Origin of the sequence: Spiroplasma endosymbiont of Lariophagus distinguendus (assembly GCF_023846195.1) — a bacterium.
GTDB lineage: Bacteria > Bacillota_I > Bacilli_A > Mycoplasmatales > VBWQ01 > Spiroplasma_E.
This window is the reverse complement of record NZ_JALMUW010000001.1, coordinates 42,463-64,801: the sequence shown is the minus strand read 5'-3', so window position 1 is coordinate 64,801 and position 22,339 is coordinate 42,463. Positions and strand designations below refer to the sequence as shown.

18 protein-coding genes and 1 pseudogene are annotated in these 22,339 nt (G+C 25.5%); 15 read left to right on the top strand and 4 right to left on the bottom strand.

Going from position 1 to position 22,339, the window contains the following annotated elements:
* The first annotated feature begins 415 nt into the window (after nucleotides 1–415).
* The 5 genes and pseudogenes from M0D11_RS00395 (at nucleotide 416) to M0D11_RS00370 (ending at nucleotide 3,366) form a co-directional block, all read left to right on the top strand.
* Nucleotides 416–658, top strand: a complete 243-nt coding sequence (locus M0D11_RS00395; RefSeq protein ID WP_252319017.1) for an IS3 family transposase — start codon at nucleotides 416–418, stop codon at nucleotides 656–658.
* Between the two features lie 497 nt (nucleotides 659–1,155).
* Nucleotides 1,156–1,296 carry a hypothetical protein gene (locus M0D11_RS00390; RefSeq protein ID WP_252319016.1) on the top strand — a complete coding sequence of 47 codons (141 nt, stop codon included), beginning with the start codon at nucleotides 1,156–1,158 and terminating at the stop codon, nucleotides 1,294–1,296.
* A gap of 109 nt (nucleotides 1,297–1,405) precedes the next feature.
* Nucleotides 1,406–2,184, top strand: a pseudogene (locus tag M0D11_RS07515) (IS5 family transposase).
* 111 nt (nucleotides 2,185–2,295) lie between these two features.
* Nucleotides 2,296–2,973, top strand: coding sequence for a hypothetical protein (locus M0D11_RS00375; protein WP_252319015.1), 678 nt, complete (start codon nucleotides 2,296–2,298; stop codon nucleotides 2,971–2,973).
* 126 nt (nucleotides 2,974–3,099) lie between these two features.
* Entirely contained in the window at nucleotides 3,100–3,366 is a 267-nt protein-coding gene (locus tag M0D11_RS00370) for a hypothetical protein (protein WP_252319014.1), read from the top strand.
* Nucleotides 3,367–3,406: 40 nt separating this feature from the next.
* On the opposite strand, the gene M0D11_RS00365 is transcribed toward M0D11_RS00370, so the two are convergent.
* The gene (locus M0D11_RS00365) at nucleotides 3,407–4,027 is read right to left on the bottom strand and encodes an IS1595 family transposase (RefSeq protein ID WP_252318950.1); all 621 of its coding nucleotides are present in this window, start codon (nucleotides 4,025–4,027) and stop codon (nucleotides 3,407–3,409) included.
* 402 nt (nucleotides 4,028–4,429) lie between these two features.
* Here M0D11_RS00365 and M0D11_RS07070 point away from each other — a divergent pair, with 402 nt between their 5' ends.
* Nucleotides 4,430–5,965: an ABC-F family ATP-binding cassette domain-containing protein gene (locus M0D11_RS07070; protein WP_252319013.1), complete on the top strand. Its 1,536-nt coding sequence runs from the start codon at nucleotides 4,430–4,432 to the stop codon at nucleotides 5,963–5,965.
* Nucleotides 5,966–6,065: 100 nt separating this feature from the next.
* On the opposite strand, the gene M0D11_RS00355 is transcribed toward M0D11_RS07070, so the two are convergent.
* A complete protein-coding gene (locus M0D11_RS00355; protein WP_174480642.1) occupies nucleotides 6,066–6,338 on the bottom strand; it encodes a hypothetical protein in 273 nt (90 codons plus the stop codon).
* Nucleotides 6,339–6,548: 210 nt separating this feature from the next.
* The gene (locus M0D11_RS00350) at nucleotides 6,549–8,672 is read right to left on the bottom strand and encodes a hypothetical protein (RefSeq protein ID WP_252319012.1); all 2,124 of its coding nucleotides are present in this window, start codon (nucleotides 8,670–8,672) and stop codon (nucleotides 6,549–6,551) included.
* Between the two features lie 324 nt (nucleotides 8,673–8,996).
* Between M0D11_RS00350 and M0D11_RS00345 the strand changes: the two genes are divergently transcribed.
* The 8 genes from M0D11_RS00345 (at nucleotide 8,997) to M0D11_RS00310 (ending at nucleotide 20,107) form a co-directional block, all read left to right on the top strand.
* On the top strand, nucleotides 8,997–13,724 hold the full coding sequence (locus M0D11_RS00345) for an ABC transporter permease (RefSeq protein ID WP_252319010.1): 4,728 nt from the start codon (nucleotides 8,997–8,999) through the stop codon (nucleotides 13,722–13,724).
* 161 nt (nucleotides 13,725–13,885) lie between these two features.
* On the top strand, nucleotides 13,886–14,863 hold the full coding sequence (locus M0D11_RS00340) for a DnaJ domain-containing protein (RefSeq protein ID WP_252319006.1): 978 nt from the start codon (nucleotides 13,886–13,888) through the stop codon (nucleotides 14,861–14,863).
* A gap of 219 nt (nucleotides 14,864–15,082) precedes the next feature.
* Nucleotides 15,083–16,066, top strand: a complete 984-nt coding sequence (gene ftsY / locus M0D11_RS00335; RefSeq protein WP_252319004.1) for a signal recognition particle-docking protein FtsY — start codon at nucleotides 15,083–15,085, stop codon at nucleotides 16,064–16,066.
* On the top strand, nucleotides 16,059–16,373 hold the full coding sequence (gene ylxM, locus M0D11_RS00330) for a YlxM family DNA-binding protein (RefSeq protein ID WP_252319002.1): 315 nt from the start codon (nucleotides 16,059–16,061) through the stop codon (nucleotides 16,371–16,373). Before ftsY ends, ylxM begins: the two co-directional genes overlap by 8 nt.
* Before the next feature lie 15 nt (nucleotides 16,374–16,388).
* Nucleotides 16,389–17,216, top strand: a complete 828-nt coding sequence (locus tag M0D11_RS00325; RefSeq protein WP_174480992.1) for a TIGR00282 family metallophosphoesterase — start codon at nucleotides 16,389–16,391, stop codon at nucleotides 17,214–17,216.
* A 30-nt stretch (nucleotides 17,217–17,246) separates the two neighbouring features.
* Nucleotides 17,247–18,233: an alpha/beta fold hydrolase gene (locus M0D11_RS00320; protein WP_252319001.1), complete on the top strand. Its 987-nt coding sequence runs from the start codon at nucleotides 17,247–17,249 to the stop codon at nucleotides 18,231–18,233.
* Nucleotides 18,234–18,244: 11 nt separating this feature from the next.
* A complete protein-coding gene (metK, locus tag M0D11_RS00315; protein ID WP_422397957.1) occupies nucleotides 18,245–19,420 on the top strand; it encodes a methionine adenosyltransferase in 1,176 nt (391 codons plus the stop codon).
* Between the two features lie 18 nt (nucleotides 19,421–19,438).
* A complete protein-coding gene (locus M0D11_RS00310; RefSeq protein WP_252318999.1) occupies nucleotides 19,439–20,107 on the top strand; it encodes a copper homeostasis protein CutC in 669 nt (222 codons plus the stop codon).
* Between the two features lie 56 nt (nucleotides 20,108–20,163).
* Here the strand turns inward: M0D11_RS00310 and M0D11_RS00305 are convergent, their stop codons facing one another.
* The gene (locus tag M0D11_RS00305) at nucleotides 20,164–20,901 is read right to left on the bottom strand and encodes an ankyrin repeat domain-containing protein (protein ID WP_252318998.1); all 738 of its coding nucleotides are present in this window, start codon (nucleotides 20,899–20,901) and stop codon (nucleotides 20,164–20,166) included.
* A gap of 316 nt (nucleotides 20,902–21,217) precedes the next feature.
* Here M0D11_RS00305 and M0D11_RS00300 point away from each other — a divergent pair, with 316 nt between their 5' ends.
* A complete protein-coding gene (locus tag M0D11_RS00300) occupies nucleotides 21,218–22,258 on the top strand; it encodes a hypothetical protein (RefSeq protein WP_252318996.1) in 1,041 nt (346 codons plus the stop codon).
* The last annotated feature ends 81 nt before the right edge of the window (nucleotides 22,259–22,339 follow it).

Here is a 22,339-nt window from a genome sequence, read left to right as displayed (position 1 = left end):
TGTATATAGATATATGAAAAAAATATGAGCGGTGCCAAGGTTCGCATAAAAAATTTGATTATAGAACTAAATCAGGAAGTTTAAGATATGATAATTTATTAAAACGTGATTTTTCAACTACTAATTTAATCAAAATTAGGTAACTGATATAACTTATTTATTAACTAATGGTAAAACATATTATTTTATCAATTGTTAAAGATTTTCATAATAATGAAATATTATTATAAAATAAGTGCAAGTTTAGACATGACATTTGTTGTCCAAAACATTATCCAGTTTTGAGTTAATGCTCAAAAACCTACTTCATGAATTTACAATCAGATCAAGGATTTCACTTCATACAACTTTATAAAATTTTATGCATGAATTAAAAATAAAAATTTCAATGTTCAGAAGAGGTAATTCCGTGATAATGGTGCTACTTGAAACTTGATTTGGAACACGAAAACAGAATTTACATCAAATCTCCAAGAAAAATAGAACTATTGAATGAATACAAGACAACTTACCTAAATATATTTACTTTTATAATAATTATCGACCTCAAATAAAATTAAAAGGAATGAGTCCAATCGAATATCGATTAGCTCATTCCAAACCAACAAATAATTACTTCATACCTATAAATTTAACACTTACAAACGCTATTTTATAAAATTTAATAAAAGGTTACTTTTATTGTCCACTTTTCTTGACAAGTTCAGTTTATAATACAAGTTCTGATTTTATGACCCATTCTTTTCACAGCTGTGTTACCCTAATTCCTTTGCAACATCAGTTGATGGAATCTGCTTGTGTCTTTCTTTCTTCTTTTTTTCATTCATCTAAAGATGAGATAAAACCAAGATTTCAAAGGTATTTGTGACTTGTAAAATGGTGCCATGAAGAATACTAAATGTTTGATGACATTTCAAACATCTTATTCTTCTTAAATCAGATATTTCAAATTTGTCTAATAACACCTGATACATTTATTTTCCTTCAAACTTACTATATATTTCAAACAATCTTGTTCTGTTTGAAAAGTATTGTTGAACTCATTCAATTTCATTGTTTCCTCCACAAGTACATGTGGGGAGAAGTCCGTTTAATATTTTAAAATTGAGAAAACATTCAAATTGGAAGTAAGGAGTAGGGAATTAAAAAGAAACCATGAAAACAGAAACTAATGGCTCAACAGATTTAAGCAAAGTTGCTAAATGGGAAATTAATGATGTGAATGAAACTAGAAAAGATGAAAAAGAGAAAAGAAGAAGAAAAAAAAACAACAAAAACAAAACAAAGGGGATCTAGTTTGAAAAATAAATTTTGTTTTAAAAAATTATATAAAATATAAGAACCTGTTTGGAATCTTTTATAAAATAACGTAAAATGACTATATATTTTAAGATAAGGGGTATATATGCATAAAAATTATCCAAGTCATGTTACTAAAGAACAATTTGAGAACATAAGATCAATTTTAGAAAATAGCAAAAAGAAAACAAAACCAAGAAATTTAGATTTATATGAAGTATTTTGTGCAGTTTTATATGTATTAAAAAGTGGATGTCAATGAAGAATGTTACCAAAAAATTTTCCAAAATGACAAACTGTATATTATTATTTTCAAATTTGAAGTAAAAATAGTGATAAAGAACCTAGCACTTGACAAGTAATTTTAAAAAAAATTAGTTAGAAAAGTTCGTATCAATAATGGTAGAAAAGAACAAACTAGTTTTTGTATAATTGATTCACAAAGTGTTAAGAACACAGATACTGCTAAAAATAAAGGTTATGACGTTGGAAAAATTTCAGGAATAAAGGCCATATTGCTGTTGATTCTCACACTACTATGTGACTTGTATAATCCACAGCAGAAAAAACAGACTGTAACAGTGCTATAATAATGATTGAAAAATGAAAAGAGTGTAATCTTATCTTAAAGTTCAAAAATACTAGTGATGCTAAGACAGGAAAATTATTTAAATCGGGTGAAACAACTATAAATGCAATGTTGAAGCTATCAAACGTAATGAATTACATTCTTTTGTATTATTGCCAAAAAGATGAGTTGTAGAACGAAGTTTTGCATGATTAGAAAAATGCAGAAGATTATGAAAAAATTGTGAAAGAAAATTAAATACTAGCTTACAAATGGTTGTTCTTTCCTTTATTTCAATTTTATTAAAAAGATCCTAAACAGGTTCTAACAAGATATTTGGTCTGTATATGAGTTTTTATTTAAACCTATTACTTTATTATTTTAAAGTAAATGGGTTTTTTATTTTTTAATCAAATAAGGAGAAAAAAATGAAACCGATATTATCAAAAGCCATAAGTAATATTGTAAAACAAGGTGCATGAATTACTAGAGATGAACCTTTACATCAAAATAAAGAGAAAATACAGAGAGAATTAATAACATATAAACTAAAATCAGAAAATGATTTTGTATATAAAACAGAAATTAATAAGGATATTATAATTTATGAGTATTTTTTTGAGAAAATAAAAGATAAAGATAATGGTTCTTGCATTGTGACGAGAATTTATTTTAGTAATGATGAGATATGAGAAAAGATAGTATATATTAATAATAAAGAAACTGATGTTGAACAAAAAATAATAGAACAATATAGAGTTTATTTTTGTAAAAAAGAACTTTTAGAAGAAAGTCAATTCATAAAAAATGAAAATGATAAGCAAGTAGTTATTAGAAAAAAATCTATTTTAGATTTTAAAAATAAAGAAAATATTAATGGTGTCAATAATAATGATGAAAAGATTAAAGAAAGTAAAAATACTTTAGGTAAACGATTAGGTAGGTGAGTTGGAAAATTTTTTATTTTTGCCTTTGAAACTTATATTTTTGGTGTTGTTTCAGGAATTATTTCTGTTCTTGCACTTAAAATTTCTTTTGTAATGGCGCTTTGCTGATGAACTCCTGCGGCTTTAGGAATAGCAACACTTACACTGCTTTGCCTATAGGTTGATGTGTAGTTTTAGCAATTGTAGCAGTATTAGGTGTTCAGATACTAAAAGAATATGGAATTAAACCTTTATTAAAAAAAATGTGAAACTTGGTAGAATCAAAAAAAGCAAAAAAAACTAGAAATGGAGGACTTAAAAGAAATAGATTTTCATAATATCAATTCTAGAGTTTTAAAAAACTATTTAAGTTCTCAAAAAAACATACCTTTTGATGAAATTAGACCAAGTTTTGAACAAAATATTAATATAATTAAAAATAGAAAATTGTCTCATCAAACTCAAGAAAAATTTGATGCAAAGAGTATTAATAATATTCCAATTTCAGCTAATACTTGAAATAAAGTAAGGCTTTTCTCCCTTTATGTACTATTTTTAAATTTTATCACATAAATGCTGAGAAAAGCCTATCTACGGACTTCTCCCCACATTTTTAAATCAAACATAGCATTACAATTTCAAAACTAGGTATCTTATTGAATTTATATGCAGCTTCTTTTGCATATAAATGAACATGATGTTTTGCAACTTTGATATGTGTTTTAAATGTTCTTCTTATATGTTTTCAAACTGATTCAATTTGGTTGGTATTTACACCAGTTTTTGAAACATAGCTATCTTGATGATTGACTGTTTCATGCTTAGTGAAAACCGATTTAAAATCGCAATATCCTTTTCAAAAATCAGTATGTACATGACACTTTGAAGAAATGTGGTTTCTTGCAAACTGCAAAAGATTTTTACTTTTTGCATTTTTCAATACTTTCACAATTAATTTATTGGTTGTTTTTTCATAAATACCAACAATCAAGGTTTTATTCACCAAGGATCTTCCTTGTTTTTTAAAACCCATATGTGAAAGATACATTTCATCCATTTGCACTATGCCCTCAACAATAAATTGTGATTCTTGTTTGGCAATACAAGTTCTGATTTTATGACCCATTCTTCAAGCAGTTTTCAAAGTTACCCCCAATTCTTTTGCAACATCAGTTGATGGAATTCCATGTTTGGTGTTTATTCATCTAAAGATGAGATAAAACCAAGATTTCAAAGGTATTTGTGACTTGTAAAAAATGGTGCCATGAAGAATACTAAATGTTTGATGACATTTCAAACATCTTATTCTTCTTAAATCAGAAGTATTCAAATTTGTTCAATAACACCTGATACATTTATTTTCCTTCAAACTTACTATATATTTCAAACAATCTTGTTCTGTTTGAAAAGTATTGTTGAACTCATTCAATTTCATTGTTTCCTCCACAAGTACATGTGGGGAGAAGTCCGTAAAGTAAAATGTTTATTTCAACATAATTAATAAGTTAACAATTTTGTTGATAATAATAAAATTTTAATCTATAAAATTAATACTATTTTCTCTTTTCTCTTATTTTATGGCTAATATTCATGTTATTATTACTAAGTAATTAAAAAAATATTAATGAGGTATAAGATGAGTATTGTCACAATTGAGAATTTAACACATGCTAATGGTGGAAAAGTTTTGTATAAAAACGCCACTTTACAAATTAATAAAGGTGAACATGTGGCATTAATTGGTATGAATGGTGTTGGTAAAACAACATTATTAAATATTATTAATGGAACAGTATCTGCAGATCATATTAATTTAAATATTCATCCTAAAATTAAAATTGGCTATTTGGATCAACATCAAGAGGTTAATTTAGAATTAACAGTTTTACAATATTTGCGTGAAAGTTATCAAAAACTTTTTGAACGTGAACAACAAATGGAAAACTTATATGCAGAAATGGCTAATAATTATAGTGAAGAGTTATTAACGAAAGCAATGAAAATTCAAGATGAATTGACACACCAAGGATTTGATACTATTAGTAAAAAAATTGGTCGTTTAGTTGATGGATTGGGTATTAATTTACAGCTTTTAGAACAAACTTTAGGTAGTTTAAGTGGTGGTCAAAGAGCAAAAGTGTTATTAGCAAAATTATTATTAAATGAAGATGATTTTTTATTACTTGATGAACCAACTAATTTTTTGGATATTGAACAAATTAATTGATTAGATAAGTTTTTACAAAATTACCCTAGTGCATTTTTATTGGTGTCACATGATCGTAATTTTATTAATACAACATGTAATATTATTTTCGATATTGATAATTATATGATTACTCGTTATGTTGGTAATTTTGAAAGTTTTTTAGAACAAAAAAGTTTACATCATCGTCAATATGAATCAGCATATTCAAATCAAAAGAAATTAATTGAAAAATTAGAAACTTATATTAGTAAAAATGCAGCACGTGCTTCAACTGCTAAAAGTGCTGAATCAAGAAGAAAACAATTATCTAAAATTAATGTTTTAGAAAAACAGCAAATCCAGTCTCCTCCAAAGTTTTATTTTAAGTATTATAAAACAACGAGTTCAATTGCTGTGCAAGCTAAAAACCTTGAAATAGGTTATCATAAACCATTAATTAAGCCACTTACTTTTGTTATTAAGACTGGTAGTAAGTGAGTTGTTAAAGGGTATAATGGAATTGGTAAAACTACTTTCTTGCAAACATTAGCCGGTAATATTCCAGCACTTGCTGGAAATATTAATTTAGATGATCGAATGCAAGTAGCATATTTTCATCAGACTGAAGTAATGACTAGTACTACTCCATTTAATTATTTAAAAGAGTTAGATATTAAATTAAATGATGTTGAGATTAGAAGAATTTTAGCAAGTTTTGGCTTGCGTAGTAATTTAGTAATGAAACCAATGAACTTACTTTCTGGTGGTGAACAAACTAAGGTTAGATTAGCAGCATTGGCATTAAAACCTTACAACTTATTAATTTTAGATGAACCAACTAATCATATTGATGTTTTAGCTAAAGAGTCTTTATTAAAAGCATTGCAAGAATTTGAAGGCACTGTATTATTGACAACTCATGATACTAATTTTAATAATAGTTGAGTTGATGGTGTTTTAGATTTTGAAAAATTAACAAATTAGTGAAATTAAAATAGTTATTTTTAATATTTAATTTATACATTTAAACAAATAAAAAAACTTATAACTAAATCTTAGTTATAAGTTTTTTTATTTGTTTAAATTATCCTTTACGATTACGGTCGTCACGGTCTCGTCTGCTAAATCCACCACTGTTTCCTCAACTAGAATCACCACGGTCAGAACGTGGTCTAAAGTTTCCACGATCAGAAGAATTTCTATCCCCTTGTGTTCTTGCTCCACGTTCAGCAAAACGTTTTTCACGTTCTTCTGTGATTTTTACAAGTGTTGTTAAACTTGCATTAATAGTAATTACTGTTTCTTTTAAAACTTTAATTTCTTCTAATAATGCTTCGATTGTTTGATTGTTTTCCATTAACAATGCCTCTTCTTTCTGGCGCCTAATTGATAAATCTGATAATAATATCTGATATAATGAGATTAATAAGCACTTAATTAAGTATAGCATTAAAATTAAAATTGTATAGTATATAGTCATATATTTTATAGTTAAAAATAATTATTATTATGATAACTATAATTTTTTATTAAATATCTAGTAAATAATATTATTAAAATTAGTTTTTTATTTTACTAAAGTAATACTTTTAAATTTAAAAGTACGTATACCTTGAAAATCAATTAAATTTTCAATATCAATAGCAGTGATAATAAAATGATATGTAGTGTTTTTAATTTTATATGTAAAATCATATTTTAAATTAATTGTTTCAATATTATTGATGGTAGTTTTAGTCATAGTAATATTAGAAGTATTACCTATTTTTTTATTAATGTCGGTTGTGTTATCAGCATCAAAATAAACTTCATAGTTATCTTTAATTCATTGATTATTATTAGTAGTAATAATATTTTTAATTCCTAATTTATGACTTTCATCAGTAGTACCAAGTAATAAATTTAAGATATTATTTAGTTGACTGTGTGGTTCAAGCATAGTTTTTTGTAAAATATCCAGTATTGAACCTTGAGTAAAAGTTGGATATTCTGGATCATCTTTATTAATGTGTCCACCTAATGATTTATATAATTCTTCGACATCGGTTGCTGTTACATCACTTTTATTAATTATGTTTTTTAGAGTAACAATAGTATCATTTTTAAAAATTATTAAGAGACCAGTAGTATTATTAAATAAAAAATTCTCTAAATCTTGTAAATCAATATTAATACCTTCATTACCTGGATATTGTTCTGAAATTTTGGTAATTAGATCAGTAATACTAGTAATAATGTTTTTAACACTATCTGTATTAATTGCTTTGATAATGGTATCAATTAATGGACTAGGATCATATGCACTATCACCAATAAGCCCGCCTAAGGTTAAATTTGCTGATATAGGTAAAGGACCAATTTTAACTTTTAAATTAAGTTTAACATCATAAAGAAATGTATCGAAACCACGAGTTTCTGCTGTAGTTTTACCAAATACGGTTAGAAGTATTTGTTTTAATTTTTCTGGTTGGCTAATTAAAGATTTTATAGTATTGATAATATCAAGTAAATTATAGCTACCAGCACTTGGCTTTGATGGATAACCATTACCAATTGTTAAATTTTTAACACCTTCAGTAATATCGGGCATATCTAATATTCATTTTTTAATAACCGGAATAATTGCTTCAATAATTGTTAAGATATAAAGTGGGTTAGTTAAAAGATAGGGAAAGTATTTTTCAATATCAGCAAAAAATCCTTTATCATCAAATTGAACATCCGGTGGATTTATACCATTAACAGTTATATATTCTGAAAGAATATTACCTAAATACCTTGGAGTTTTACCATCTTTACCAAAAATTTTATTGTCTTCACTCATTTTTCAAAACAAGTAATTAATTAAAGTGCCACCATGATATAAATCATAATCTTGTTTTGATTTTCAATTTTCAACTTTATGACCAGGAAATTGACCAAAACTTGGACTTATTTTTCATTCTCCATCATCATTTCAAGCGCTATAAGGTTGACCACTATCATCTTTTCAATTATTCATAAACTTAGTTAATGTTTCTTCATCAGTGGGTGTCGAAGTTTGTTGATCAGATCAACTGCCATTGACTAAATTACCAAATATTCTAGTTAGCGGATTTAAAAAATTAGAACCATAGTTATTAATTAAATTGGCAACTAATTGTAATCCAGCTGGTAAAGTGCTTAAGTCACCTTGTAATGATTTTAAAAAACTAGAAATGGGGTCCATACCAGCACCTACAACTATATTTTCTAATTGTGGGTTAGCCATAATTGATATAGTTCTAATATAATCAAGTGATGAAAAAATATCATTAACTTGTTTTTTACTATTGATGGTTTTAGTTAATTCACCTGTTCCAGAAGCTTTAAAAAAAATATCAGGATCAAAATTATTTACATCAATTTTTCCATTTTCCCCTCAACGTGTTTGTAAATCACCTCAATTATCTAAACTAGTATTTTTAGTTAAATTATTAATACTATTATTTTTAATTTTTCCCATAATATCATCATTAGTACTACTAGTATCAGCACCTAACTCTTTTGACATAACCATACTTTTAATTAAAGCAGAAGTTTGGTCAGCAAAACTTTTAGCGATACTATTAGTTACACGGTTAACATAAAAATTAAAGGTACAAGCTGATAGAGGTAAAATAGTGGCACTTGCTATTAAGATAATTCCTAACTTGGTAAATACTTTTTTCATAGCAGTTCTCCTTAAATAAAGTGTTATTTTTGTCAATTTTATTTTACTAAAATTTAATACATTTAACTCTGAAAATAATTAAATTCATTTCTTACAAATTGTATCATTAGTTATTTTAATTTTAAAATTTATTTAAATAAACAATTTAAATATGGTAATATATCAAACAGAGAAAAATTAAACATTATAAAAACTATCTATTATTTATTTTAAAATTATCCTATATATTAATTTTGTATAAGTGTGATATTATTAATCCATATGTGAACTTAATAATTAAAATTAAATGCAAAATTTTAATTTCAGGAATTAGGGAGAACTGTAATGGCAAGGTTAAATAAACGCGAAAAAGCGAATGATAAAAAAATGGTGTCTACTAATAAGAAAGCAAAAAAAAGTTTATTTAAGAATGCGTTACTATTAAAGCAGACTTTAGTTGCTACATGAAAAAGTAAATTACAATTAGTTATTTTATTATTACTTACTGCTTTTGCAACTTCGTTGGTTACTGGAAGTTGAATTTCGTACGTTAGAATGATTGAAGGAAGCAATCAATTAGGATTAAATGATCTTAAGTTTGATACTGTTTTATCTTATTCACCAGTGTCGCAAGGTATTAAACAAATTGCTAATCAAGCTTTTAGTTTAAAGTTAGGTCGATTTTATGTTCAAAATGGAACTGATAGTAAAAGTACTAAAGCGCTTTATTTTGATGATACAAAAATAGGCACAGATCAAGAAATCCTACCAATCACTAAAGATAACTTAACTATTGATTATACTCGTGATAATACAGGTAATATTACTGGGTTTAATGATATAAGATGAACAACCCCAGATAATCCTTTAATTTTTAATTTGAATAATAATAATGTTAAAGCAAGCATCTATGGTCAATTATTATTAAAGTCAAAAAATGCTGCTAATGAGAATTTAAAAAACCATTTTAAAACAGCAGCAGATGATTTATATCGTGATGTTTTTTTAAAAAAAACAGCACCCAATATTCTTCAATCTATTAATACTTTTATTAAGGAATGGATTACAAAACATTCAACAGAACCGATATTAAAGGAGACTGATAATGATAAAGTTACCACTTGAATTTTAGAAAATAAAATAAATTTTAGATCTTCTTCTAATGATGCTACTATTCCTGATAGTGTTAATTTACAAGATCAAACAGAAAGAAATGAACTTTTTATTAAAGTAGTTAAGGAAACTGAAATTGATCCAAGATTAGATAATGAGTATGGTATGAATGGTCAATGAATGAGAATTTATCGTAATTTTTCTGCAACAGAATCAGATAGTAACATTTATACTAATTTTACTAATACTTCTATTGGTTATCATTCACCTTTTAACTATAATATGATTAGTGATGGCACTGAAAGAGACGCTTTTTCTTCATATTTAATTCGTGCGGTTGCAGCATTACAAATGCGTGATTTATATGTTCGTAATCAATTTACTGCCAGTGCTGGAGTAATTAATAATACTCAAATTAATACTAAAATTATTGATATTGGTTTACCTAATGCTTTAAATCATACTAATCTAAAAGTATTTGAAGGTGTTGCACCAACAAGTAAAAATGAAATAGTTATTACGCCACAATATGCAAGAAAAAATAAAAGTAATAAAGCGTATAAACCAGGCGATCATATTAATATTAATGGTACTGACTTTATTGTTAGTGGTATTGGTGGTGATGCTTATGATATTTATCCAACGATTAGTGACTTAGATCCAATTCCCAATACAAGAACTGAATTTATTGCTTATGTTACACCTTCAGCATGAAATGATGGAAATTGATATAAGACAGCAGATAAAACTGATAATACTTTAATGTATTTTACAAAATGAAATAATGTTCCTAAAAATAGTATTCATGAATTTGATGTTGATTTATTTAATGATTTTTTTCAAAAAACAATATTTAGTGATAATGGTGTTAGTGATTTAAATCAATATGATTATAATAAGTATTTAGTTGAGAAATATGGTAATACAGTTCCAACACCACAATCTTCTTCTACATACCTTATTAATCCAAATCCTGTAGTTACAAGTAGTAATAGTCAGTTTTCTCTTTATAATAGTAAAGAAAAGATATTTAATTCAGCAATAATTGGATTTTTATTTGCAGCAATAGCAGGAGTATTATTTTTACTAACGGTTGTTATTTTTATTACTACTTTAATTGTTAAAAAAGCAATCCAACATGGACAAGTTTCAATGGGTATTTTAAAATCAATAGGTTATAAAACATGACAAATTACGATTTCTTATTTGGCATATCCATTATTAACACTATTAATTGCAATTCCAATTGGCTGAATTGTTGGTCTTGTAATTCAGGTATATTTAACTGAGATTTTTAATACTTTATTTGTTTTACCATATAATGTTTTTAACTTTGATGTTGTTCCATTATTTATTTCAATTGTTTTAATTATTGGTTTTATTACAATTGTTACTTTATTAACTGCCTTTCGTCTTTTAAAACGTGATCCTTTATTTTTAATTAAAAAAGATAGTGATTTAGCTTTAGGTGTTCCTAAAAGTAGAGCTAGCAAGTTTTTACAAAATAATTTTCGTCTTCGTTTTTTATTATCGTTATCAAAAACTAGTTGAAAAAAAATTTTAGTTACTTCGGGAGTTATTACTTTAGCTTCACTTTCAATTGTAGCAACAACACTAGTTCCTGCCACTATTAATAGTTTAAAAGTTAATTATTTCAAAACTCAAAAATATAAAAATTATTATGAGTATCAAACACCAATGCCGAATATGCCAATGAGTAAATATGGATTATATTCATGAGATTTTTTTAATCGACCAAGCGGTGAGAAATATTATCCAACTTATGGTGCTATGCCTTGACCTGAAGATAAAATTGTTTATGATGAGAAAAAGGCACGTGTTGGATGATATAATCCATTATTGTTTAAAAAAGAAAAATTAACTAATAATTTTGCTGATATTTTTACTTTTGATTCATCTTTTCCTGAATCTGAAAGAGCAGAGTTTATAAAAAAAATGTCCTCTTATTATCAAGAACAATCAACAGGGACATTAGATCTTAATGATTTAGTTTGAACATATAGTTGATTAGGTGGCAAAGCCTTTAGTAATCAGTTAATAACTGATTTAAGTAAAGAAGATAATACACCATCAAAAATATTTTCATATAATATTGTTAATTTTGCAAGTGGCCAATTACCTAATATTTTGCAAGTTCACAATCCTGGAGTGCCACCTGGTCCAGAGGCAATTAAAGAAATTTTAAAGCAAGTATTACCAGGCTTTGTTCGTCAGAGTATTGATAGTTTGCCAAGACCTAATATTAAAGAAGAACCTTATGATTATTTTAGTATTGGTCATAATACTATTGCTTTTAATCCAAAAACTACTAATAATGGTGATATTAATGGACCAGATGAAGAATTAGTAACACAGTTTAAAGTTGGTGTTGATGAAAGTACAAAAATTGCTAAAAAAGAACTAATGGATGTTATTGGTATTAATCCCAATACTGCGATGTTGGTATTAAAAAATGATGAAGTTAAAGCTTTAAAATATAATGCTAATGCTAATGCTATTCCAATGGTTATCAATCGTGCTTTTCAATCTAAATTTGGATTAGATGTTGGTTCACAATTTAGTGGTGTACCACAAGTTAATACTCTATGTTATAAAAATATTGATGGTAAAAGTATTCCTTTACCAAAAGAAAATTGATATTACGGTGAAACACCACCAACAGATTTTTATACTACAAATGGTGGCATTTGATCAAAAAGTGGAACAAAATGAAATTATCGTGGTGATCAAAAAATAAAATTATCTGATAATAGTAAAGAATATAGTGATATCCACGGCACTAGGTATAATGGTATGTATGATGAAAAAGGACAACCAATTATAAATAATGAACCTAGTACTTGAAATAATGTTAATGATATTTGATTAAAATTGCCTTCTGATATTAGTGATAGTGCTAAAAGTGGTAAAATTCCAACAGCTGATAATGCTAAAACAATTGATTTTGATTTATCACGTATTTGCGATTCAACAGGTGAATGAATTAGAGTTTTTTCATATGATTTGGTAAAGCCATATAATGGATTTGATCCTAAAGATCCATTAAGTATTTTATTAAACCGCCCAGCAGAATGATTTATGGGAATGGTTAATAATAATATTTTAACTAAAGAAAATAATATTAATGCTGATAGTTTACAAGCAGATATTAAAAATAACATGCCAACATGATGAAAAAATATTACGGGTAATGATAATCCACTTCATACATATCAAGTTGTGGGAATTCAAGATTCTTATGATACTCCTAAAGCCTATGTTGATCAAAAATGAGCTAATGAAATTATGGGTTATAGTTATATTGATGATAATCCTTATTATTCAGGAACGGATGTATTTCAATGATTTAATGGTAAGTTAAGTGCTAATGCTAATGTTTTTGATTTAATTGGAAGAATGAGTTTTAAATCAAATTTAGATGATTATACTATTTATGCAACCACTAGTTTAAGTGGTAATCAAAATATACCAATGGTCAAAAAAAATTATTTATTATCAAGACAACAAGCAATGCTTACTAAAATGTCAGATATTGCTTTCAGTGCTAGTGCTTTATTTATTGTGACAACGATTATTTGTTCAATATTAATTGTTATTATGATTACTGATTTATTTACCGATCAATTTCGTCGTTTTATGGCTCATATGAAAGCAGAAGGATATACTAATTGAGAAATTAATTTTTTTACTTTAGGTATTTTTACACCTTGAGCATTACTTGGTTATATTGTAGGATTTGCCCTAGGTTTCCTTGCTATTTATGGTTTAATTTCTATTCTTACTAGTTTTGTTGGTGTGGCTTTACCATTTACAATAACATGATGAATATTACCAGTAAGTTTTACCATAATTGGTGGTATATATATATCAACATTTATTATCAATAATCATGAATTAAATAAAATGAATTTAATTGAATTATTAAAATCTGATCAATAAAATAAAGTTCACTAAAGAATGTTTGGTAAATTTAAATATTTAAATTTACCAAATTAATAGTCAAATATGTATACTTTATTTGAAAACTAAATATAGTTTTTAACTCATTACTTTATTTTAAAGTAAATGGGTTTTTATTTTGAAAGGAGAAAAAAAGAAATTTGAAAGATGAATCATTAATTTCTAATTATTATGATATATTAAATGTATTACCAACAGCATCAGTAGCAGAAATTAAAAAAAAATTCAAACAGACTGCTCTAAAAACTCACCCAGATAAAAATAATAATCCTCAATCAAAACTTAAAATGCAAGAATTGAATGAAGCAAAAAGAATATTAACGGATGAAAACTTAAGAAAAGTTTTTGATCAAAAACTTTTTATTTACTTTTTACAAAATGGTAATAATAAGGTAGTTATTTATTTTCTTACTAATAAAATAAATAATTTAAATATAAATGAAAAAGATAATTCTGGTAATACTCCTTTACATTATGCATGTTTTCATAATTTTTTAGAAACTGCAGATCTATTAATTAAATATGGTGCTAATATAAATGCCAAAAATAATAGCGATAATACTCCTTTACATTATGCTATAATGGGTAATGCTGATTTAAAATTTATTAATTTATTAATTAATAAAGGTGCTAATTTTATTGAGAAAGATAAAATGGGTAATGATAGTTTATCTTTTGCCAAAGATTTTTCAAAAGATAAGAAAGTTTCTAAATTTTTTTTAAAAAAAATGCAAAAATTAAGAATAAAACAAAATCAACAAATCTTATTAAATATAACTAAAAGAATTACTAATATTGAAAGAGAAATTATCAATATTGAAAGAGATATTGCACATTTTGAACAGAAAAAAACAAATTCAGTATTAAATTATATTATTATTATTTTTACTTTTGGTTGTGTTAATAAGAACAAAGATATAAATAAGGATATTTTAATTAAGACTGATCAACTTAAAAATTTATTATTAGAAAAAGAAATTGCTAATAATGAGAAACATGTATTTGAAGAAAAAATAAAGCGATTAAGTTTTAATAAAACTAAAAAAATAAATGCAATGGATTTACAAAATCAACCTTCAACAAGTGGATATAACCCATCAAATTCATCATGTATTTAATAAAACAAGTTAAAAGATTGCTTTTGCAATCTTTTATTTTTAGTTAAAATCAAGAAAAAATGATTGATATTTTTTGGATTTATTATTAAATTAAAATATAATAAATTACTTATTAAATAAAACTTTTAAATCGTACTATTAATATTTTAATAAAATTAAAGTATTAATGTCATAAATAACTAGTTATTTATTGGTATAATAAACAATGTAGGTGAAAATATGGCATTTTTTAAAAATTTAAAGACAAAATTATTTGGTCAAAAGACAACTAAATATGATCAGGGCCTTAAAAAGTCAAGAACATTATTTGCATCTAAAATTAAAGCATTAGCAGCGCGTTATCATCAACTTGATGAACAATATTTTGAAGAATTAACTGAAGTATTAATTTTAGCAGATGTTGGATACAAAATGGCAGAAACTATTACTGATGAAATTCGTCATGAAGCTAAAATTCAAAAATTAACAAAACCAAAAGATATTAATGATATTATTATTGATAAAATGTTTGTTATTTATACTGATGGTCAGTTGGTTTCTACAAGATTAAATTTTAGTAGTAATAATATTTCGTTATTTTTAGTTGTTGGTGTTAATGGTAATGGTAAGACAACATCAGCAGCTAAATTAGCAGCTAAATTAAAAACACAAGGTAAAAAACCAATTCTAGTTGCTGCTGATACTTTTCGTGCTGGTGCAGTTGAACAATTGCAAATTTGAGCAGAAAGAATTGGTATTCCTTGTTATTTAGGAACACCAAAGCAAGATCCAGCTAGTGTTGTTTATGCTGGAATTGAAGCAGCTAAATCTGAAGGTTGTGATGTTATTATTGTTGATACAGCAGGGAGATTAGAAAATAAAGTTAATTTGATGCAGGAGTTAAAAAAGATTAATAAAATTATTACTCAGAAATTAGGACATGAAGCTAATGAAACATTGTTAGTAATTGATGGTACAACTGGACAAAATGGTATTAATCAAGCGCAAGAATTTATGAAAATTGTTTCTTTGACTGGCATTATTTTAACAAAAATGGATGGCACTGCTAAAGGTGGCATTATTCTTGCTATTAAGGAAGAATTAGATATTCCTGTTAAATTAATGGGTTTTGGTGAAGGTATTAATGACTTGGAAGAGTTTGATTTAGATAAGTATATTTTTAGTTTAACAAGTGATTTGTTTGTGGAGTATGAAAATGAATAGTTTAGAAAAACAAGTTTTATATTATAGTTTATTTGCTTTTTATAATACATTATTAACAGCAAAACAAAAACAATATTTTACAAATTACTTTATTGAGAATTTATCTTTACAAGAAATCGCTGATTTACAAAAAGTATCACGAACGGCTGTTCATGATAGTCTACAAAAAGTTATTATTTTATTAAATAAATATGAAAGTAAGTTGCATCTTTATGAAAAATATAAAAAACGACAAGTAATATATGAAAAATATACGGAAAAGTATAATTTTATTAAAGTTTTACAAGAAATTGATAAAATAGAATAAAGCAGGTGGAAATTAATGAAAATTTTAATAATTGGTGATATTTACAGTATTGTTGGTAGACAAATGGTTAAATATTGAATTCCTAAAATAAAAAAGGAATATGAAAATCAATTTAAGATTGATTTAGTAGTTGCGAATGGTGAAAATACTACTCATGGTAAATCATTATGTAAAAAACACTATGATGAATTAAAAAATGCTGGTATTGATATTATTACTACCGGTAATCATATTTTTGGTCATCCTGATGTTGCTAAGTATATTAATACAACTCCCGATTTATTGCGTCCTTTAAATTATAATCCTTATCATCCAGGTAATGGTACAATTTTAGTTAAAGTTGGTAATAAAAAAGTACGTGTAACAAACTTAATTGGTCGTACTTTCATGGATAAATCTGATAATCCTTATTTTGCTCTTGAACAACTTATTACGATTGATAAACAAAATAGTGAAGAAAAAAGTGACATTCATATTATTGATTTTCATGCTGAAGCAACAGCGGAAAAGTTATCTTTTGCTTGAAATTTTGATGGTCAAGTTACTTGTGTGGTAGGGACTCATACTCATGTTCAAACAGCAGATAATCGTTTATTACCAAAAGGTACTGCTTTTATTAGCGATGTTGGAATGACAGGTCCGTTTTATTCTATTATTGGTGCTAAAGCTGAAGAAGTTATTATTCGTGATAAAAAAAGTATGCCGGCAAAATTTAGTCCAGCTGATGGTGAAGGTCAATTTTCAGCTGTTTTATTAACTATTAATGATGAGACAAATAAAGCACAAAAAATTGAACGTATTTTTATTCATCCACAAGCACCTAATTTTAAAATTTACGAATAATTACAAATATAGGAAGGGACTAACTTTAACATGATATGAAACAATGCTAATTTTTTTACTGATAAAAATGGTTTATATTCGATTTTAATTGGGATTAGTATATTAATTATTTTAATAATTTTAAGAATTTTATTAATGGCAAAAATTAAAGATAATGTTCATGTACAACAAGCTGCTGAAATACGAGAAAAGGTAATTATTTTACGTGATGGTTATGAAGTAAAATTATTTAAGCAAATGGTTGATAAAAGTACAGTCATTATTATTGGTGCTCATGGCTTGCAAGGTCAAAAAGATGATTTTAAATTATTAAGTTCTTTTTGTAAAAAATCACAACTATCTTTAATTACTTATGATCGAAGAGGTAATGGTAAAAATGGACAAGATTGAAAATTTAAATCATTAGGTACTGATATTAATGATTTAAAAGATATAATAAGTGCAGTAAAATCTAAATATCCTAATCAAAAAATTATTGTTTTTGGTGAATCATTAGGCGCAGCTATTGCCAGTCATGCTGTTAAAAATAATTCACAAGTATCAGCATTAATTACTAGTAATTTAGTAACTAAAAAAAATCTTTATCAATTTTCATTAAGTTTTATTATTTGTTTTTGTTTTGCTTTTATTTTTAATTCTAATATTCAAATGCCAATCTATGTTGAAAATCAAGATATTTCTAGTAATAATGCTCATATTACTAATATAAATCAAAGATATAGTAATCGTCAAAATTGATCATTACGTTTTTTACTACAATTTAAAAAAATTAATAAAAAAAGTATAATGGAAATTAGTAATTCAAAACTTCCAACGTTAATCTTGCAAAGTGCTGATGATGTATTTAGTGATTTTCATCAACTTAAAATTAATAAAAAATATTGGAAGAAACATCATAGTTATGTTTTTATTTTTGATGGTAAACATGCTTTAATTAATGAACCTAATATTAAAGATATATTTGATAATGAAATTATGCCATGAATTACAAAAAAAATTTTACTTGAGAAAGGTTAAAAAATATGAAATTAATACCTAATATTACCCATCCTCTTTTTACTAGTGAGTCTGTTGCTCCTGGTCATCCTGATAAGATTTGCGATCAAATTGCTGATGCAATTTTAGATGCTTTTTTAAAACAAGATCCACATGCCAAAGTAGCATGTGAGGTTTTTATTACTACAAATTTTGTTTTAATTGGTGGTGAAGTTCATAGTCATGCTCAAGTTGATTATCAAGCAATTGCGCGAAAAGTTATTACTGAAATTGGTTATATAAATGATGAAATTGGATTTAATGGTTTTACTTGTGAAATTAAAGTGTTAATTCATGAACAATCACCTGATATTTTACAAGGTGTTGAATTAAAAAATCATCAAATTGGTGCTGGTGATCAAGGAATAATGTTTGGTTATGCATGTCAACAAACATCAGAATATATGCCATTAGCAATTGTTTTAGCACATGAATTAATTAAACGAGCTACAAAATTACGAAAGGAAAAAAAATTTAAGTATGCACTTCTTGATATGAAAGCGCAAGTTACTATTGATCAAGAAGACCCTAAAAATTTAAAAATACATACTATTTTAATGAGCATTCAACATCAAGCAAATTATGATGAAAAACAATTTAAAACATTTATTCATAAAGAAATTATGCAATATATTGCTAATAAATATCATTTAAATATTGATTTTAAATATTTAATTAATCCAACTGGTAAATTTGTAATTGGTGGACCTGCTGGTGATACTGGTTTAACAGGAAGAAAATTAATGGTTGATACTTATGGTGGAGCTGCTTGTCATGGTGGGGGAGCTTTTTCAGGAAAAGATCCCACTAAAGTTGATAGAACGGGTGCTTATTATGCTAGGTATATTGCTAAAAATATTGTTGCTGCTAACTTAGCAAAGATTTGTGAAGTACAATTAGCTTATGCAATTGGAACTCCTGAACCAATTGCAATATTTGTTAATACTCATCAAACTATTATTTCCGGTTTAACAGAGGCAAAATTAACAGAAATAATTTATCAAGTCTTTGATTGTTCTGCTAGTGCTATGATTGATAAATTAGAGTTATTTAAACAAAATTATCAACAATTATCAACTTATGGTCATTTTGGTAGAAATGATTTACAATTACCTTGAGAGAAATTAGATAAAGTTAGTTTATTGAAAACTTATTTATCAAAAAAATAAGATGGGGAGAGATATTTTATGTTTTTAGAAGTAATAGCTACATCTTTAAAAGATATAGAAAAAATTAATAATTCTTTAGCTAATCAAGTTGAGCTTTGTACTGCTATGGAATTTGGTGGTTATACTCCAAATTATGAATTGATTGCTGAAGCATGTAAAATTTCATTGAAACCAGTAATGGTTATGGTTAGAAATAATAATAATGGTTTTAATATTACTGATAATGATTTTAAAATCTTTAAAAGAGATATTGAATTTATTAAAACAACTCATGCATCAGGTATTGTTTGTGGTATTTTAACTAAAGATAATAATATTGATGTTGAAAGAATGAGTGAAATTATTAAATTAGCAAAGCCTTTAAAAATAACTTTTCATCGTGCTTTTGATGAAATTTTTAATAAAAAACAAGCTTTAGAACAGTTAGTAAAATTAGGTGTTACTACAGTTTTAACTTCTGGTGGTCAAGATAATATTGTAAATAATATTAATAAATTTAAAGAATTAAAGAAATTAAATTTACCAATAAAAATTCTTGCTGGTGGTGGAGTTAATTTAGAAAATATTAATGTTTTATTAAAAAATGGTATTAATGATATTCACGTTGGAAAATGTGTGCACGAAGATAATAATTTTAATAATCCTATTAATTATCAATTAATTAATAATATTAAAAATATGGCATAAATAATAAAAAGTTTTATAATAGATAAGATTAAACATTTAACAAGGTTACTGTTCTTTTAATACAAAAGAACAGTAACCTTTATTGATGGTTTATTATTATAATTAGTTGTATTGATTTCATTTTTATTAGATTCTAAAGAATGTTGTTTTGTTAAAATTTTTTCTACTTTTGTATGTTTTTGTGCTCTTATTAAAGCAGTTTCACCACGTAAATTTATTTGATTAATATCAGCACCATTGGTTATTAATAAATCAACTACATTTAAATGGCCATTTTTAGCGGCCTTTGTTAAAGCAGCATTGCCAAATTTTGTTTTATGATTAACATTAGCACCGTTTGTTATTAAAAGATTAACTATTTTTGTGTGACCTTGTTCAGCAGCTAATAATAAAGCTGTATCATCATTTTTGTTTATATAATTAATGTTAGTACCATTTGTTATTAAAAGATTAACTATTTTTATGTAACCTTTTTTGGTAGCTAATAATAAAGGTGTATCATAATCTTTGTTTATATAATTAACATTAGCACCGTTTGTTATTAAAATTTTAACTATATTTTCATGACCTTGTTCGGCAGCTAACATTAAAGCAGTATCTTTTGTACTATTTATATGATTGATATCAGTATTATTTTCTATTAAAAATTGAACTATTTCAATGTGACCATAATCAGCGGCTGTTATTAAGGCACCCTCCATATCGAACTTATTGTTATCAGGATTAAGTAGTAAAGTTTTAACTGTTTGTAAGTCACCTTCTTCAATAGCTGTTAAAAATTTATTTTTAGGCATTTCTTTATCTTCCTTTTCTAAATTAAAACAAAAAACCTATTTATTTTGAAATAAAGTAAATAGGTCAAAAACTTATATTAAATTTTAATAATATAATATCACATTTTCTTTACTAGTAATAGATAATTATAATTTTTAATTAAAAAATAATTTTAAAATATATAAAAAAGAAAAGAAATTTTTTAAAAAATAACTTAATTTACAAGTATTTTTGCATATTAAAGTTATATTGTAAAATATTTGGTTTTCATATATTATTAATTCAAAATCTTTATTGGTTTTTAAATTAACTTATTATTTTTAAGCGAGGTAAAAAATGAAAAACTTAGTAAAATTATTATCGATCTTAACAATATCAACACCAATACCATTATCAGTTGTTGCTTGTGATAATAACACAACACAAAAAACAGAATTAAAAGATAAAATTACTAAACTAACAACAAATATTACTGTAGATGTTAATAAAAGTAATAAAAAATTAGATACATTAATAAATAATACAATAGAAGTTAAAAACTTAAATCCAAAGTTAGGTAACCCTGTAATTAAATATTTTAGTGATAAAGAAGCTAAAAATGATATAACTACTAAATTACAAAAAGTTGGTGATTTATATATAGTTATTACTAGCAATAGTAATGATTTGAATTATCAAGGTTCAACAGCGCCAATTAAAATAAATATAAAAGAACAATCTGATAAAACTGATTTAAGTACTATTACTCAATTAACTGGTTTAGACATTATTGCTAATCCAAGTAAAAGTTATAAAGAATTAATTAGTAATATAAATAGTTTTGATGAATTTAAGTCAATGCCATTAGCTGCTGGTTATCAACTTCAATTTTATAACGAAAATAATGAAGAAATAACAAACAATAAACAAGAACTTGAAAAAGTATCTAAAATAGTTGTCAAAATAAGTAGTAATTCAAATGATCCAAATTATCAAGGTTCAACAATGATTGATATAACTAAACAAACAATTATTTCAGATATTGATATGCAAAATTATTTTGCAAAGACAACTTTGCCATTCGCTTCATGAGCACCAGCAACTTCAACTAAAGCAACAATGAATAAACAAGAAGCAGTAACAGATGTTATAAATAAATTAAAAAAATTACAAAAAGATTCAGAATTAGCTGTTAAAGTTTTATTAAAAGGTATGTATAAAGAAAAAATTGATTTTAATAAGCTTAGAAATGAAAATGAAATTTATGATAAAAATGAAAAGCCAGTACCTAATGATTGATTTAAAGATAAAGAATCAGATAAAGAAGCAAATGTATTGATTTTTTATGGTAATACAGAAACTGGTTATTTTTATCCTATAAAAATAAATATAAATTAATTTATTAAAATTTATGATAAAAAATAAACTCTCTTTTAATTAAAAGAGAGTTTTTATTGGTAATGTTTAGTAATCTGTGTG